Here is a 13,797-nt window from a genome sequence, read left to right on the forward strand (position 1 = left end):
GTGACCCTCACCAAAAAAGGCCTGCCCGGCCTGTCAGCCAGCATCAAAGACAAGCTGATCCAGCAAGCCCTGGAACGCAAGCTGCGCCAAGCCGGGCAAGAGCCGCCTGCGCGGACGCTATTCCAGTCGTCCGCGCGCAAAAATGCCATCCCCGAAGAGTTCTATCGATTCGATCTGCATCCGGGATACCGTCAGCTGCAAATCATGAACGAAGGCGCCGCCCGAATGGGCGTACGCAGCCCGTTTTTCAAGCTGCACGAAGGCACGGCCGGGGCCGACACCCAGATCGGCGGCAAGTCCTACATCAACTACGCCAGCTACAACTATCTGGGCATGTCCGGCGACCCGGTCGTCCAGGCCGCGGCACGCCAGGCGATGGAACGCTACGGCACTTCTGTGTCCGCCAGCCGGCTGGTCTCGGGCGAGCGCCCCATCCATCGCGACCTCGAGCGCGCCCTCGCCGATATCTACGAGGTCGATGAGGCCATCGCATTCGTCAGCGGCCACGCGACCAACGTATCCACCATCGGTTACCTGTTTGGCCCGCGCGACCTGATTCTGCACGACGAATTCATCCACAACAGCATCCTGCAGGGTGCACAGCTATCCGGTGCCCGCCGCCTGTCCTTTCCCCACAATGACTGGGCAGCCCTGGACGACATTCTGACCGAGCAGCGCCACCAATTCGAACGCGTCCTCATCGTGCTCGAAGGCATCTACAGCATGGATGGCGACTACCCCGACCTGCCCCGCTTTGTCGAGATTAAACGCCGCCACAAAGCCTTTTTGATGGTGGACGAGGCGCATTCGCTGGGCGTCATGGGCAAACGCGGCTATGGCATCCGCGAGCATTTTGGCCTGGCTGGTAAAGACGTAGACATCTGGATGGGCACGCTTAGCAAAACGCTGGCGGGCTGCGGGGGATACATTGCCGGCGAACATGCCCTCATCGAGCATTTGAAATTCCTGGCACCGGGCTTTCTATACAGCGTAGGCATGCCCCCCAGTGTCGCCGCCGCCTCGCTGGCCGCCTTGCGCCGCATGCAGGACCTGCCGGAACGCGTTGCCACGATGCAGGCGCGTGGCCGTTATTTCCTGAAAACCGCGCAAGCCGCCGGCATCGACACCGGCAGCAGTACGGGTTATGCGGTCGTCCCTGCAATCACCGCCAGTTCGTTAAAGGCAGCGCGTCTGTCGGCATCATTGTTCGAACAAGGCATCAACGTACAGCCCATCTTGTACCCGGCCGTACCGGAAAAATCGGCGCGATTGCGGTTCTTTATTTCGTGCCTGCATACCGAAGCGCAACTCACGCGCACGGTTGCGGCGTTGAGTGCGTTGTTGCAGAACGGGCATTAACGCTGACCGCCACGGGCTGGCGGCAAGTCAGCCGCAGCCCTGAATCAGTTGCGAATCCAACAACGCCTCACACGCCATGTCTGCGATGCTCTCCGATATACGTATGTCGCCGATGAGCGGGAACGACGCATAGATAGCCAGCGGCGGCACCGGCCGGTCAACCGTCAGGATATCGATGCTGTCATCGGCCAACTCGCGTTCCAGAATAGCGCGCGGCAAAATAGCCACTGCCGTGCCAGACACGACCAGGCGCACCATCACCGCCAATGAATTGCACGAATTAACCCGCGGAGGCGAAACGCGTGCGCCAGCGAACCACGACATATTCAGTGCATGCAACGCAGACGGCGCCGGCACCGTCAGCACAGGCATGCGTGCAATATCAGCCGCTGTCAGGGGCGCGGTCTGTCTGACCTTTCCCTTTGCACCGACCCAGCACATTTCAGAATCGCCCAGCAACACATCGCGAATATGCGGATGAGCGCCAGGGTCGGTGGAAATAGCGAAATCCAATCCTCCCGCACACAATCTGCCGCGCAAAATAGATCCGACATCTACGCTCAATTCCACTTGCAGCGAGGGATAGCGCTCGCTGAGGCCGGCAAGAAACGCTCCCAAACCAGACAGCGCAGCGGACTCATTCGTGCCCAATCGCAGCAGACCGCGCATAGGCACCACGTCCTCGGTCAGCACGTCGTCGGCGAGCTTTAGCAGCTCAGTGGCCTTGTTCAGAAACGACGCGCCTTTCGGCGTCAGCGCCGCGCCCTTTGCGTCGCGCTCGAAAAGCCGGTAGCCCACCACGCCTTCGAGTTCCTGGATGCGTGTAGACACCGTCGGCTGCGTCAAATGCAGATGCCGGGAAGCCGCATGGAAACTCTTTAGCCGGGCAACCCAGTAAAAAGTCTCTATCTGGGTTAGGGATATCACCATGATAGAAATTGACCGCAGCCCCGTTAGGAATTTTGATTACCCTCACCCCTGACATGCCATATAGGATGGGAGTGGCAGTGACATAAAAGTGTACCAAAGCGGTCACAACACAGATCCGGGGAAAAGGAACGGCATGATTCCAAAGCGTATCGGTATTCTCATTCCATCGACCAACACATCCGTCGAAGCCGATTTTCAGCGGCTGCTATCTGACGCGGTGACCGTGCACAGCGAACGTTTGTACATTCCTGACGGCACGATGACTGAGGAATCGCTGGACCTGATGAATCGGGATCTGCACGAAAAAGCAGCGCTGCTGGCCACCGCAAAGATAGACGTCATCGCCTACGCCTGCACCTCGGGCAGCTTTTATCGCGGCGCAGATTGGGACGAACAGGTCAAGAACGCCATTGAGCAGCGCACCGGCATTCCATGCGTGACTACCAGTACTGCGGTATCACAAGCGTTCCGGTCCTTGAACGTGCGCACCATCTCCGTCATGACGCCCTATCCCGACTGGACGAACCGAAAACTCGCCGAGTACTACACGGCACAAGGCATGGACGTCAAAGATGTGCACGGTGATGTTCGGGCCGCTGCAAACGGCCATCGGGCCATCAACGATCAGTCCCCTGCGGAAATCGCGCAGTTCGCGCTCGAGCATTTCGACGGCAGCGCACAGGCGCTGTTCTGCTCGTGTACCGCGTGGCGATCACTGGAGTGCGTACAGACGCTGGAGTCCTCGTTGAACGTGCCCGTGGTGACGTCAAACCAGGCCACGATATGGGCGTCTTTACACGCCATCGACAGTCTCGAACACGCAACGCCGACAGGCCGTTTATTCTCGGAGCGCCCGACCCCATGACATCCACCGACACGCAACATCAACTACCACCGTGGGCCGCAACACCCGCAGGAGTTCGCGCGCAAGCGCGCCAAGGATCATTCAACGGCAACACCAGCGGCATGGCGCCGGGCTATGGCCAGGGCAACCTGGTGATCCTGCCCAAAAGCTGGGCCGAGGATTTCTATGGGTATTGCCAGGCCAATCCCACGCCCTGCCCCTTGATCGGGATGACTCGACCCGGTGATCCCGCAGTACCCATGCTAGGCACTGACATCGACCTCAGAACCGATCTGCCGCGCTACCGCGTCTGGCGCGATGGACTGCTCGTAGATGAAGTCGATGACGTGTCCTCCTTGTGGCAAGACGATTTTGTAGGCTTTGTGCTGGGATGCTCCTTGTCGTTCGAATACGCCCTCGAACAAGCAGGCCTGCGCGTCAGGCATGTGGACGAAGGAAAAATCGTCCCGATGTATCACAGCTCGATCCAGACCAAACGCATCGGCGCTTTCCAAGGACCGATGGTGGTTTCGATGCGGCCCTATACGCCTGAACAGGCCCGCATCGCTTACGAAGTCTGTGCTCGCCTGCCCGGTGCGCACGGCGCGCCCGTCCATATGGGCAATCCCGCCGAGATCGGCATCGCCGATGTCAATCGTCCCGACGAAGGCGAACCCACTGACATCCTGCCAGGCGAAGTCCCCATTTTCTGGGGATGCGGCGTCACACCGCAAGCTGCAGCGCTGCTCGCCAAACCCCCGATCCTGATTACTCACGCTCCAGGGCACATGCTGATCGGCGATGTCCCGGTCGAACAACTGCGTTTGATCTAGATTGCACAAGAGCCACTGCGGCTCCTGCTGTTATTCACTTGGTTCCGCCGCGTCGCCTCGCGCACGCGTCTACACAACAGAGGACTACCATGAAGCAGATCCATAAACAATTCCTTTCTGCCGCAGCGGTGATCGTCACCGCATTGGCGGCAACGACGGTGCGTGCGCAAACCGATACCAAAGCCGAGTTGCTGTCTCTCGCACAGGAAATGAAGCCCTTTTCCATGCGCGTGCTGGGGCCACCGGTGGGTACAGCGGAATGGGTATTCGTCGTCAAGCCCTTCTGGAGCGAAACCGTTAAAGAACTGGGCGCCGGCAAGGTCACTGCAACCCTGAACAGTGTCACCGACATCAACGCTCAACCATCGGACGCCCTGCAACTCGTTTCTCAGGGCACATTCGACATGGCCAACATGGTCGCCAACTATGGTTCCGGCGATGTCCCGACCCTGGACGGATTCGACCTCGCTGGTGTAGCCACGTCGGTAGATACCATCAAAAAAGTGCTGGCCGCCTACGAACCCGCGGCCGAAACTGCCTTGCAAAAGCGCTACCGCGTCAATCTGCTGGGCGCCGGTATGTCGGGCGCACAAACCTTTTTTTGCAGGGGCGACATCAAAACCGTCGATGACCTGAAAGGTAAGAAAGTACGCGTCAGCTCGAGTACGCTGTCCGAGTTGGTACAAGGCCTGGGCGCCGCCCCCGTCACCATGGCGTTCGGCGAACTGGTCCCGGCCCTGCAGCGCGGCGTCATCGATTGCGTGATTACCGGCACCATGTCCGGCAATACCGCAAAGCTCTACGAAGTCTCCGACACCATGTTCACGCTGATCGCAGGCTGGGCGCCCACCATTCAGGTCATCAACACCAAGAGCCTGGCCAGACTGGACGAGACCCAACGCGCATGGCTGACCAAAGCGATAGATTATTACTACCGCAACATCAGCGACACCATTCAAACCAAGAACGTCCAAGAAGGCATCTGGTGCAACACTGCCGACAAACGCTGCACCATGATCGGACAAGCTGGCGTCACGCCGGGCAAGATGAAATTGGTCGAGCCCAGCAAAGAAGACCTGGCCAAAGTGCGCGAAGTCGTTCAGCAGAAAGTGCTGCCCCAGTATGGCAAGGCGTGCGGCAAAGACTGCGCCACAGCGTGGAACAACACGGTCGGCAAAACCGTCGACATGACGATTCCAGTTCAATAATCCAACCTACACCCTGCCCGCCTGTCCCTGAGGTACGCGGGACAGATGGGCAGCACGGGAGAGAACATGTCTTATCTCGCCAGTGCCCGAATTCTGTTCGAGCGCCTGTCTCGCATTGCAGCCCTGACCGGACTCTACGTCCTGTTCGCCACGACACTGTTGGTCAGCACCGACGTCGTGGTCCGCAAAATATTCGGCATCGCATTCGTCGGCGCCGACGAACTCGGCGGCTATGCGCTCGCCCTGGCTACGAGTTGGGCCCTCTCGTACGCCTTTTTCCAAGGCAGCCACATACGAGTGAATGTTCTGCACATGACGCTGCCGCCACGCGCCAAAGCCTGGCTTGACGTGCTGGCCGTCCTGGCGACGGTCGGCCTGATCGGCGTCCTGGCATGGCAGGTATGGATTCTCGCTTTCGACTCATGGACATTTGATGCGGTATCAAACACACCGTTGCGCGTGCCCATGTGGATACCTCAGTTCATTTTCCTGGCTGGCGTCTTGCTCTTTCTGATCTCTGCGGTACTGGTACTGCTGGAGAGCCTTGGCCTTGCCCTGCAAGGCAAGTACGAGGAAACGATCACGCTCATAGAAGAAAGCGAGCAGTCCGGGGAGTACACGGTATGACGATCGGCATCGCCTTCATCCTGGGCGCATTCATTCTTTTCTTTGCCGGCCTGCCCATTTTTTCAGTCATCGGCCTGGGCGCTCTCGCGGTGGGACTGATCTCTCCAGCCCCCATCGTAGATTCGCTCGGAATGACAGCCTGGGCCCAGTCGCAAAACTACGTGCTGATCTCGGTCCCCTTATTCATCATGCTCGGTGAGATCTTCGTACGTAGCGGCATTGCCGGCGAAATGTACGATGCCGTCGCACCGTGGCTGAACAAGATGCCGGGACGATTGATGCAAACCAATGTCGCCACCAGCGCCATCTTTGCCGCCACATCGGGATCCAGCCTCGCCACCGCTGCCACCATCGGTTCGATCGCCATTCCTCAAATCAAACTGCACAGCTATAACGAACGGCTGTTTCTGGGCAGCATTGCCGCAGGCGGCACGCTGGGGATTCTGATTCCGCCGTCCATCAATCTGATCGTCTACGGCAGCATCACCAATACATCCATCCCCGAGCTCTATCTGGCCGGCATTGTGCCAGGCTTGATTCTGACCGCCCTGTTCATGTTGGTGACGACCATTCTGTGCATCCTGCGACCGGAATGGAGCGGCAAACCTATCGAGACCGACTGGAGCATGCGCATTGCCACGTTGCCCAAGCTGCTGCCGCCCTTAGGGCTGTTCCTGGTGGTGGTGGGCTCCATTTATGCAGGCATTGCCACGCCAACCGAGGCCGCTGCGCTCGGTGTCATTGCGACCGTCGTGCTGGCACTCGTCAGACGCCGAATGTCTTTCAGCATTCTGAACTCGGCGCTATTTGCCACGGCAAAGACCAATGCCATTCTGATGATCATCATCATCTTTGCCGCGTTGCTGAACTTTGCTCTGGGCATGATTGGCTTTTCGCGCCTGCTCGAGAGCTTTGTGCTCGACCTGAATCTCAGCACCTACGCGCTGGTCCTGCTGGTCGTGCTCATCTACCTGATCCTGGGCTGCTTTCTGGAGGGGTTGTCGCTGACGGTCCTGACCGTACCCGTGCTCGCGCCCATCATGGCCAAACTGGGGTTTGATCCTGTCTGGTTCGGCATCATGGTCATCCTCGCCACCGAGGCCGGTCTCATCACACCGCCCGTCGGCATGAATTGCTACGTGGTGCAAGCCACACGCGGACGTGGCTCGCTCATGGACGTATTCATCGGCGTGTCCCCCTACTTGCTCGCACTGCTGACCTTGGTAGGGATCCTCATCGTCTGGCCTGAAGTCGCTCTCTGGTATCGATAGACCATCGTTTTATCAACGCTCAGCCGAACCGAACATCGGCTCCCACACCTGAATCTGGAGACAGTTCTCATGTACCTGTTGAAATCGCTTCCCGAACCCATCGCTCCCGAACGCATTGAACTGCTCAGCCGGGCAGAGCCCGCCACGATCGGCCATTTTCTGCACACGGGTTTCATGGATAGCGGTATCCGCGCGATGCTGCCGCCCAAACGTATCGCGGGCACTGCCGTGACCGTGCGCTACCCCGGCCCCGATGGCGCGATGGCGCATTACGCCGTGGGCCAGGCCCGTCCGGGCGATATCCTGGTCATTGACCGTTGCGGCGACCAGCGTCACGCCAGCCTCGGCGGCGCATTGGCCTATGCCGCGCGTGCAGCCGGGGTCGTAGGCATCATCGTGGACGGCGTCGTCACCGATATCGAAGAACTGCGACGCTATGGCTTGCCAGTCTGGTCACGGGGACTCACCACGATTACCGTAAAAACATTGGGCATAGGCGGGGAATTCTGCATCCCCGTGTCCTGCGGCGGCGTAGCGGTATCCCCTGGAGATGCCATACTGGCGGACGAAAACGGCGTCCTCGTCCTACGGCCCGAGCTCATCGAATTTGCCGCCAACAAAGCCGTGGGCCTGCAAACCGGGGAAAAACAAACCTTGCAACGCGTAGACGCCGGCGAGAAATACCCTGATATTCTCGGTACTTCGGCAATCATCGCACAACACTTGGCGCAGCATTGAACAGGGAACCCGTGCCATGTCATTATCCAACCCATTCGCGACAGTCACTGAACTCTCTGCCCAGCTCGAGGCAGGCACGCTATCATCCGCAACCCTGGTAGAGCACTATCTGCAACGCATTGCAGACCAGGACGACCGCCTGCACGCGTTTGTAGGCACCTATGCGCAAGAAGCCCGTCAGCACGCACAAAGCGCTGACCTCGCTCGCCAAGCTGGCAGCTCACTCGGTCCATTGCATGGCATTCCCATCGCCCTCAAAGACCTGATCGAGATCGAAGGACGTATCACCATGGGCGGCTGCGCCGCCCACCAGAACCGCCGCAGCATCGTCACGGCAGCCCTGGTGCAACGCCTGCGACAACAAGGAATGATCATCCTGGGTAAAACGCATACCGTCGAGTTCGCCACCGGCGGATGGGGTACCAACACTCGTCTAGGGACGCCTCTGAACCCGTGGGATCTGGACGTCCCGCGCACACCCGGCGGCTCGAGTAGCGGCTCGGGTGTGGCCGTCGCGGCGGGCCTTGCGCCCTGGGCCATCGGCACCGATACGGGCGGATCAGTGCGCTTGCCCGCCTCGTGGTGCAACCTGACCGCCCTGAAAGTCTGCACGGGGCGAATCAGTACCGAGGGCGTACTGCCGCTGAGCACCACACTGGACACCCCAGGCCCCATGACTCGTACAGTGAGCGATGCGCGCCTGCTCTACCACGCGTTACGCGAGCACGACGATTGCAGCCGCACCAATACCACACACCATGCACAACGTATCGTGCAGGCACGCCCGCGCAACGACCTGAAAGGACTGCGCCTGGCCCGTCTGCCAGACAACGAGCGCGCCGTTGCCACGGCAGAGGTCCTGGCCGCCTATGACGCCTCTCTCGAGGTGCTGCGTGCAGCCGGTGCCGACATCGTGGACATCACGCTACCCTATGGCTTTGCCGAAGTTGCCGAGTTCAACAGCCTGATCATGAATGCCGAGGGCTATAGTTTCTACGCCGAGCTCCTTGACAATCCGTCTCAGCCGCTGGACGAAGACGTACGCCCCCGTCTGCTAAAAGGCCGCACCGTGCGCGCGGCAGATTATCTGAACGCACTACGGCGCCGGCAAGCCATGCAGCGCGAGCTCGAACCCATTTTCGAACAGGTCGATGCCCTGCTGACACCCACCACCGCCACCGCACCATTACCGCTGACGGAAGTCGACCAGAACTCCACCCCCGCCTATTACACGCGGTTTGCCAACTTCTTCAATTTAGCGGCCCTGGCAGTGCCGAACGGTGCCACACAACACGGTCTGCCCCTGTCACTGCAGATCATCGGCCGCCCTTACAGCGAAGAAAGCATCCTCGACATCGGCGAAATCTATCAATCGCGTACACAGTGGCATCTGCGCACGCCAACGCTGCCCCAATGACTCATCCTGCCGTCAAACCGATCTGCTCCAGGCAAGGCGAATACGCCATCCTCTGCGACCTCGGCATTCCCACCGCATCTACCGCAGACCTCACCGTGCAGCAGAAAGTCTGGGGCATGTCCGCCTGCCTGTCGGCTCGCGAAGATGTGCTCGAAGTCGTGCCTGGCATGAACAATCTGCTGGTGATCTTCCGCAGCATCCAGCATGACTTCGATGCCTGCCAGGCATTGATTCACAACGCCTGGGAGACCGCCCCGGCCAGCGCATCACAAGGCAGCCAGATTGCCGTTCCAGTCGTGTACGGCGGGCCGGATGGAGAAGACCTCGAGCTCGTCGCGCGTCACGCTGGATTGTCGCCGCGAGACTATATCGATCTGCATGCGCGGGCCACCTATGTTGTCTATGCGCTGGGCAGCCAACCGGGATTCGCTTATCTGGGCGGACTGGACCCACGCCTGGCCGTGCCGCGGCGCGATGTTCCCAGGCCCCGTGTTGAGGCCGGATCCGTCATCGTAGGCGGCAACCAGGCCGCCATCCTGTCCCGCACCACGCCATCGGGTTGGCACATCATCGGCAAGACCGCGCTCAACTGCTTTGACCACACTCAGGAACGCCCCGCCCTGCTCACGCCCGGCGATACCGTGCGCTTCGACATCCAGGAAGTCCTGCCATGATTGAAATCAATCAGGCGGGCTTTTATACCTCGGTACAAGACCTGGGCCGCAAATCCTGGCGTCATCTGGGCGTCGGCCTCAGCGGCGCCATGGATCCTGTGGCCTTGTCTGTCGCCAACCTCATGCTGGGTAATGCCATTGACACAGCGGGCCTGGAGATCACCATGGGCCATGCATGCGTGACCTTCCACACCGACACTGAAATCGCGCTATCAGGCGCCACCGTCGATGCCTCCCTCGATGGTCGTCCATTACCCAACTGGTGGGCACTGAGCGTACGAGCTGGCCAGCAATTGAGACTGGGCACCGTCAACGCCGGCGTACGCAGCTATCTGGCCGTTCGCGGCGGGCTCGCAGTGCCCTCGGTACTGGGATCCGCCTCCACGGATTTGAAAGGCGGATTCGGCGGGATGCAAGGCCGTGCCCTCAAGAACGGCGACACGCTGGACCTGTGCCCCATGCCTGCCCTGAGGCATCGCAATACCGGTTTTGGCTTGCCCGTCATGCAACACGCACCCTATGCGCATCAAGGAGACCGGCCGGATCAGGCCGCCATCCCGGATGGCGAGGCTATCGTTCCCCTGGTGCATATTCTGCCTGCCGCGCAATGGCCTGACCTGACCGCAGCTGCACAGCAGCAATTAGTGAATACCACCTGGCAAGTCTCCCCCCAAAGCAACCGCGTCGGTTGCCGGCTGGAAGGCCCCACCCTGCAAATGCAGAGACGGCACGAGATGCGATCCCATGGCATCATGCCTGGCGTCGTGCAACTGCCCCCCGCAGGCCTGCCCATCGTCCAACTCTGCGATGGCAACACCAGCGGTGGCTATCCCGTTATCGCCACCGTGATCGAGGCCGACTTGCATATGTTCGCCCAACTGCGTCCGGGCACGCCCGTGCGCTTCGCGTTGTGCGATATCGCCTATGCTGCCGCGATCGCCACACGCCATCAGAAATTCCTGGACGACATTGCGCTGCGTTGCGAACTGACGCGCCGACGCTTTCACTAAGGAGTCCGACATGAAAACCATCGATATCAATTCCGACCTGGGCGAAGGCTACGGCGACTATGCCAAAGCCGACGACGCCGCCATCCTGGGTCTCATTACATCGGCCAACGTGGCTTGCGGCTTTCATGCCGGCGACTTCATGACGATGCATCAGACTGCAGTGCTGGCAAACAAGAACGGCGTCAGTATCGGCGCTCATGTCGGCTATCCCGACATCCAGGGCTTTGGACGCCGCCATATCGCCTATACCGCCAAGGAGCTGGAGCTGATGACGATATATCAGCTCGGCGCATTGAGCGCCATCGCCGAGCACGCAGGATCCCGGCTCACCCATGCGAATTTTCATGGCGCACTGGGCAATTTGTCCTTCGTCGACGAGGACGTTGCCTTTGCCACATTGAGCGCGGTGAAGGCCTTTGACTCGACGCTGAAGTTCGTCGCCCTGCCCCACACGGCCGCCTATCGCGTAGCGCAGAAACTGGACCTGGAGATCGTCGCGTCATTCCTGGCCGACCGTGCCTACACGCCCGAGGGCGTACTGGTCAGCCGCAAAACACCCGGCGCCGTCATTCACGATCCTGCCCTGATCCGCGAACGTGTACAACGCATACTGCAAGAAGGCAAAGTCCGCGCCATCGACGGAACGGATCTCGACATGCCGGTGGACTCCATCCTGGTGCACAGCGACACACCGGATTCCATCGAAATCGCCCGTACCATCCGCCAGGCCGCGCAAGATATCGGCTATCGGATCGCGGCGTTTGCCTGACTACAAGCGTCACCAAAGGCTCGCCGCATGGCCAAATCTGCTGTCACGCCCGCCGCCCCAGCCTACGCCCGTCCTTGATGCGGACGATTGAACGCCAGGAAATGGCGCACGACAGGCGGCTGTTCTCCTTGGTGGAAACGCAGGACCTCCCCTTGCACATCGGCGTCCGCCTTGGACACCCGCCTATGCTGGCGCAAATGCTCGGCCCACGACTCGACCTGGAACCATTCGAGCATCAGTTCGGGATTGGCAGAGTCTTCTGCCACGCCCCACGCATAGGCGCCATCGCGGCGGCGTTCTGCGGATAACCGCGCCAGCGCTTTGAGAAAATCCGCACGATCCGCAGGTGCAATGCGGTACTCGATCTGGATCAGCACCGGCCCGCGATCATGTTCGATGGGTGCCGCGGTCAGCGGTTCGGGCCAATGATTCGACGGCACCAAGTCGGCCTCACCGGCAGGCAGCTTGATACGGTGCGCGATCAGGCCAACCAACACGAGTCCTGCCGCGCCGGCCAACAGCGCCACCGGCACCGAGGTCCATTGCGCGACCGCGCCCCAGCTCAGGCTACCCACGGTCATCGCCCCATTGAACACGGTCAGATACACCGCCAACGACCGTCCACGCACCCAATTCGGCAAGATCGCCTGCGCAACACCATTGAGCGTCGTCAACGCGGTGATCCAAGCCATCCCCAGCACCAGCAACGCAGCCACGGCGGCCCATTGTGGCGGGGCGAACGACAGGAACGTCATGATCGCCGCAGTAACCAACGCCGCCGCCAGCAGCAATCCATCCGCATCCAGGCGCGCACGCAAGCTCGGCATGACCACTGCACCGCCAATCGCACCCAAACCGACCGAGCCGAGCAAAATGCCATAAAAACCGGCGCCGCCGCCCAACAACTGACGTGCGACCAAAGGCAACAAAGCCCAGATCGAGCTGGCGAGCGCGAAAAACAAAAACGCCCGCACCAACACCACATGCAACTCGCGGCTGGCGCGAACGTAGCGCAGTCCGGCACGAAAAGCGCCGACGAAACGCTCGGACAACTCATCGTCCGCCGCCTGCGGCCGCGGCCACCACAACAGCGCGGCAACCACAAACACATAGCTGATCACATCCACGCCATACGTGAAGGCCGCCCCAAAGCTAGCCAGAATCAAACCGCCCAGTGCGGGGCCGACCGCACGCGCGATATTGATGCCCAGCGAATTGAGCGCCACCGCACTCTTGAGATCTTTCTTTTGAACCAACTCAGGAACGATGGCCTGCCAGGTCGGCCCCATCAGCGCCGCACCGATACCACCCAGAAACGTCAAGGCCACCAGCGACGCCACCGATTGCAGTCCCGCAGCCGACAGCAGCATCAGCGTCACACTGACGCCAGCCAACAGGAACTGGATGCCAACCAGAAACTTGCGTCGATCCAGGACGTCGGCCAACACGCCCGCAGGAATCGCCAGCAAAAACACAGGCAACGTAGCCGCAGCCTGCACCATTGCCACCGCGGTGGGCGATGAAGACAAATCAGTCATCAGCCACGCGCTGGCGACGTCGCGCACGAAACTGCCGGTGTTGCCAATGACCGTTGCCACCCACAACACCGCAAACAGCGTCTGCCGTAGCGGCGCAAAGCTGCCTGACGGGGGTTCGTCCGTACGCGTCATGCCCGCCGCTCCCTCAAATCCAGCCAGGCCACCAGCAAAAAGCCGCCGACCAAGCCCAGATGTTCAAAAAACGAATTAGCGGCCATGAAACGCGCCTGCCCTGCCGGCAACTCCCAAAACCGCAGGGCCATACCGGTCGCCAGCAAGGTAAACCCTGCCAGAGCGAGCGCGCCCAGCCACCGTAGCCGGCCGGTGAGAATCATCATGGAAGCCCCCAATTCAAGCACAATCACCGCCCCCGCGAACAGCGGAGCCGGCGATAGGCCAAAATGGTTCATCTCAGCAACAGCACCGGAAAAATCGGTGAGCTTCACGAACCCGCCTTGCAGATAGGCCGAACACAAGGCCAGATAAGCAAGAAAACGCGCGGCGCGGCTGGCAAACACCGGCCGCACAGCGGCACTCAGACCGTGACCCGTCACAGAATAAGGCCTAGGCATGGACGCT

The 13,797-nt window shown here is 60.4% G+C and carries 14 protein-coding genes; 11 read left to right on the forward strand and 3 right to left on the reverse strand.

Annotation, left to right across the window (positions count from 1 at the left end):
* Window positions 1-1,359 (forward strand): aminotransferase class I/II-fold pyridoxal phosphate-dependent enzyme, encoded by a 1,359-nt coding sequence (locus tag ACYVIT_RS14670; RefSeq protein ID WP_415807195.1) that lies wholly within the window; start codon window positions 1-3, stop codon window positions 1,357-1,359.
* Window positions 1,360-1,386: 27 nt separating this feature from the next.
* Here ACYVIT_RS14670 and ACYVIT_RS14675 read toward each other — a convergent pair whose 3' ends face one another.
* Complete coding sequence (locus tag ACYVIT_RS14675) at window positions 1,387-2,289, reverse strand: LysR family transcriptional regulator (RefSeq protein ID WP_415807196.1); 903 nt, start codon at window positions 2,287-2,289, stop codon at window positions 1,387-1,389.
* Between the two features lie 133 nt (window positions 2,290-2,422).
* On the opposite strand from ACYVIT_RS14675, the gene ACYVIT_RS14680 reads away from it, so the two are divergent.
* From ACYVIT_RS14680 to ACYVIT_RS14725, 10 genes are all read left to right on the forward strand, one after another.
* Window positions 2,423-3,154, forward strand: a complete 732-nt coding sequence (locus ACYVIT_RS14680) for a maleate cis-trans isomerase family protein (RefSeq protein WP_415807197.1) — start codon at window positions 2,423-2,425, stop codon at window positions 3,152-3,154.
* The gene (locus ACYVIT_RS14685) at window positions 3,151-3,966 is read left to right on the forward strand and encodes a putative hydro-lyase (protein ID WP_415807198.1); all 816 of its coding nucleotides are present in this window, start codon (window positions 3,151-3,153) and stop codon (window positions 3,964-3,966) included. The genes ACYVIT_RS14680 and ACYVIT_RS14685 overlap by 4 nt, the downstream gene beginning before the upstream one ends.
* An 89-nt stretch (window positions 3,967-4,055) precedes the next feature.
* Window positions 4,056-5,174, forward strand: a complete 1,119-nt coding sequence (gene dctP, locus ACYVIT_RS14690) for a TRAP transporter substrate-binding protein DctP (protein WP_415807199.1) — start codon at window positions 4,056-4,058, stop codon at window positions 5,172-5,174.
* Window positions 5,175-5,240: 66 nt separating this feature from the next.
* Window positions 5,241-5,801 (forward strand): TRAP transporter small permease subunit, encoded by a 561-nt coding sequence (locus tag ACYVIT_RS14695; protein WP_460478219.1) that lies wholly within the window; start codon window positions 5,241-5,243, stop codon window positions 5,799-5,801.
* Window positions 5,798-7,072, forward strand: coding sequence for a TRAP transporter large permease (locus tag ACYVIT_RS14700; RefSeq protein WP_415807200.1), 1,275 nt, complete (start codon window positions 5,798-5,800; stop codon window positions 7,070-7,072). Before ACYVIT_RS14695 ends, ACYVIT_RS14700 begins: the two co-directional genes overlap by 4 nt.
* A gap of 69 nt (window positions 7,073-7,141) precedes the next feature.
* Window positions 7,142-7,810 carry an RraA family protein gene (locus tag ACYVIT_RS14705; RefSeq protein ID WP_415807201.1) on the forward strand — a complete coding sequence of 223 codons (669 nt, stop codon included), beginning with the start codon at window positions 7,142-7,144 and terminating at the stop codon, window positions 7,808-7,810.
* Window positions 7,811-7,826: 16 nt separating this feature from the next.
* Window positions 7,827-9,227 carry an amidase gene (locus tag ACYVIT_RS14710; protein ID WP_460478220.1) on the forward strand — a complete coding sequence of 467 codons (1,401 nt, stop codon included), beginning with the start codon at window positions 7,827-7,829 and terminating at the stop codon, window positions 9,225-9,227.
* Complete coding sequence (gene pxpB / locus ACYVIT_RS14715) at window positions 9,224-9,901, forward strand: 5-oxoprolinase subunit PxpB (protein WP_415807203.1); 678 nt, start codon at window positions 9,224-9,226, stop codon at window positions 9,899-9,901. The genes ACYVIT_RS14710 and pxpB overlap by 4 nt, the downstream gene beginning before the upstream one ends.
* Window positions 9,898-10,911: a 5-oxoprolinase subunit C family protein gene (locus tag ACYVIT_RS14720; protein ID WP_415807205.1), complete on the forward strand. Its 1,014-nt coding sequence runs from the start codon at window positions 9,898-9,900 to the stop codon at window positions 10,909-10,911. Before pxpB ends, ACYVIT_RS14720 begins: the two co-directional genes overlap by 4 nt.
* Window positions 10,912-10,921: 10 nt before the next feature.
* Complete coding sequence (locus tag ACYVIT_RS14725) at window positions 10,922-11,680, forward strand: LamB/YcsF family protein (RefSeq protein ID WP_415807206.1); 759 nt, start codon at window positions 10,922-10,924, stop codon at window positions 11,678-11,680.
* A 62-nt stretch (window positions 11,681-11,742) separates the two neighbouring features.
* Here ACYVIT_RS14725 and ACYVIT_RS14730 read toward each other — a convergent pair whose 3' ends face one another.
* Together ACYVIT_RS14730 and ACYVIT_RS14735 are read right to left on the reverse strand one after the other, a co-directional pair.
* Window positions 11,743-13,350, reverse strand: a complete 1,608-nt coding sequence (locus tag ACYVIT_RS14730; RefSeq protein ID WP_415807207.1) for an MFS transporter — start codon at window positions 13,348-13,350, stop codon at window positions 11,743-11,745.
* The gene (locus ACYVIT_RS14735) at window positions 13,347-13,790 is read right to left on the reverse strand and encodes a DoxX family protein (protein WP_415807208.1); all 444 of its coding nucleotides are present in this window, start codon (window positions 13,788-13,790) and stop codon (window positions 13,347-13,349) included. Before ACYVIT_RS14735 ends, ACYVIT_RS14730 begins: the two co-directional genes overlap by 4 nt.
* Window positions 13,791-13,797: the final 7 nt, after the last annotated feature.

The organism is Bordetella muralis (genome assembly GCF_054781015.1).